1 rRNA gene is annotated in these 3,195 nt (G+C 48.3%); it reads right to left on the bottom strand.

Annotation, left to right across the window (positions count from 1 at the left end):
- Window positions 1–91 precede the first annotated feature (91 nt).
- Window positions 92–2,985, bottom strand: a 23S ribosomal RNA gene (locus KO509_RS08880).
- Window positions 2,986–3,195: the final 210 nt, after the last annotated feature.

Raw genomic sequence — 3,195 nt, 5'->3', positions numbered from 1 at the left:
GTTCATGGATGAACGTTTTCATCGACGTTTCTATTCATGTCAGTCTTCATACAATCCACTTCATAGCTCTAAAAAACTACTTGGGTGTTGTATGGTTAAGCCTCACGGGCAATTAGTATCAGTTAGCTCAAGACCTCACAGCCCTTACACACCTGACCTATCAACGTTGTAGTCTCCAACGACCCTTTAGGGAGCTTAAAGCTCCAGTGAGAACTCATCTCAAAGCCTGCTTCCCGCTTAGATGCTTTCAGCGGTTATCAGTTCCGAACGTAGCTACCGGGCAATGCTATTGGCATAACAACCCGAACACCAGCGGTTCGTCCACTCCGGTCCTCTCGTACTAGGAGCAGCCCTCTTCAATTCTCAAACGCCCACGGCAGATAGGGACCGAACTGTCTCACGACGTTCTAAACCCAGCTCGCGTACCACTTTAAATGGCGAACAGCCATACCCTTGGGACCGACTTCAGCCCCAGGATGTGATGAGCCGACATCGAGGTGCCAAACACCGCCGTCGATATGAACTCTTGGGCGGTATCAGCCTGTTATCCCCGGAGTACCTTTTATCCGTTGAGCGATGGCCCTTCCATACAGAACCACCGGATCACTATGACCTACTTTCGTACCTGCTCGACGTGTCTGTCTCGCAGTTAAGCTGGCTTATGCCATTGCACTAACCGTATGATGTCCGACCATACTTAGCCAACCTTCGTGCTCCTCCGTTACTCTTTGGGAGGAGACCGCCCCAGTCAAACTACCCACCAGACAGTGTCCCCAAGCCCGATTAGGGCCCTAGGTTAGAACATCACGCATACAAGGGTGGTATTTCAAGATTGGCTCCACAGAATCTAGCGACTCTGTTTCAACGCCTCCCACCTATCCTACACATGTAGGAGCAATGTTCACTGTCAAGCTATAGTAAAGGTTCACGGGGTCTTTCCGTCTAGCCGCGGGTATACGGCATCTTAACCGCAAATTCAATTTCACTGAGTCTCGGGTGGAGACAGTGTGGCCATGATTACGCCATTCGTGCAGGTCGGAACTTACCCGACAAGGAATTTCGCTACCTTAGGACCGTTATAGTTACGGCCGCCGTTTACCGGGGCTTCGATCATCAGCTTCGTCCGAAAACTAACCGAATCAATTAACCTTCCGGCACCGGGCAGGCGTCACACCGTATACGTCATCTTTCGATTTTGCACAGTGCTGTGTTTTTAATAAACAGTTCCAGCCACCTGGTTACTTCGACTCTCATGTGCTTACGGAGCAAGTCCTTCACACTAGAGAGCGTACCTTCTCCCGAAGTTACGGTACTATTTTGCCTAGTTCCTTCACCCGAGTTCTCTCAAGCGCCTTAGTATTCTCTACCTAACCACCTGTGTCGGTTTGGGGTACGGTTCCTATATATCTGAAGCTTAGAAGCTTTTCCTGGAAGCATGGCATCAATGACTTCATGTCCGTAGACACTCGTCTCGAGTCTCAGTGTTAACAGCAACCCGGATTTACCTAAGTCACCCACCTACATTCTTTCACACGGACTACCAACGCCGTGCTCATCTAGCCTACTCCGTCCCTCCTTCGCAATATATAGAAGTACAGAAATATTAATCTGTTTCCCATCGACTACGCGTTTCCGCCTCGCCTTAGGGGCCGACTTACCCTGCCCTGATTAACATGGGACAGGAAACCTTGGTCTTTCGGCGGGGGAGTTTTTCACTCCCCTTATCGTTACTCATGTCAGCATTCGCACTTGTGATACCTCCAGCAAACTTCTCAATTCACCTTCAACGGCTTACACAACGCTCCCCTACCACTCATAATAAATTATGAATCCGCAGCTTCGGTGACTAGTTTAGCCCCGTTACATCTTCCGCGCAGACCGACTCGACTAGTGAGCTATTACGCTTTCTTTAAAGGATGGCTGCTTCTAAGCCAACCTCCTAGCTGTCTATGCCTTTCCACATCGTTTCCCACTTAACTAGTACTTTGGGACCTTAGCTGGCGGTCTGGGTTGTTTCCCTCTTCACAACGGACGTTAGCACCCGCAGTGTGTCTCCCGCATATCACTCATTGGTATTCGGAGTTTGCAAAGGGTTGGTAAGTCGGGATGACCCCCTAGCCTTAACAGTGCTCTACCCCCAATGGTGTTCGTGCGAGGCTCTACCTAAATAGATTTCGGGGAGAACCAGCTATCTCCCGGCTTGATTAGCCTTTCACTCCGACCCACAAGTCATCACCGCATTTTTCAACATACGTGTGTTCGGTCCTCCAGTTGATGTTACTCAACCTTCAACCTGCCCATGGGTAGATCGCCGGGTTTCGGGTCTATACCCTGCAACTAAACGCGCAGTTAACACTCGCTTTCGCTACGGCTCCCCTAATCGGTTAACCTTGCTACAGAATATAAGTCGCTGACCCATTATACAAAAGGTACGCAGTCACCAGACTAAATCTGGCTCCCACTGCTTGTACGTATGCGGTTTCAGGTTCTATTTCACTCCCCTCACAGGGGTTCTTTTCGCCTTTCCCTCACGGTACTGGTTCACTATCGGTCAGTTAGTAGTATTTAGCCTTGGAGGATGGTCCCCCCATATTCAGACAAAGTTTCACGTGCTCCGTCCTACTCGATTTCACTTAAAGGTTGCTTTAGTGTACGGGACTATCACCCTGTATCGTCTTACTTTCCAGTAAGTTCCACTAGCGCCCAATAAGCTTAAGGGCTGATTCGCGTTCGCTCGCCGCTACTAACGAAATCTCGGTTGATTTCTTTTCCTCGGGGTACTTAGATGTTTCAGTTCTCCCGGTTCGCCTCGTTAACCTATGTATTCAGTTAACGATACCTATCTTATGATAAGTGGGTTTCCCCATTCGGACATCTTTGGCTATAACGGTTTTTATCACCTCACCAAAGCTTTTCGCAGATTAACACGTCCTTCATCGCCTCTAACTGCCAAGGCATCCACCACATACGCTTAGTCACTTAACCATACAACCCTAAGTAGTCTTTTCTTAAAAGAATCAATTACGAAGTACACCGTGGTGACTAAACCACAGTAATTGTAAAGTCTGACATTTTCACGTACTCAATATATCCGAAGATATAAGATGAGTTACTTGATAAGACATCTTTGCTCTAAGAGCAATTATGAATTCGATAATACATCCTTGGGGGGATGCATTATCACCATCACAACAT

Origin of the sequence: Colwellia sp. C2M11, from assembly GCF_018860915.1 — a bacterium.
Taxonomy (GTDB): domain Bacteria; phylum Pseudomonadota; class Gammaproteobacteria; order Enterobacterales; family Alteromonadaceae; genus Colwellia.
This window is presented reverse-complemented; position numbering and strand designations above follow the sequence as displayed.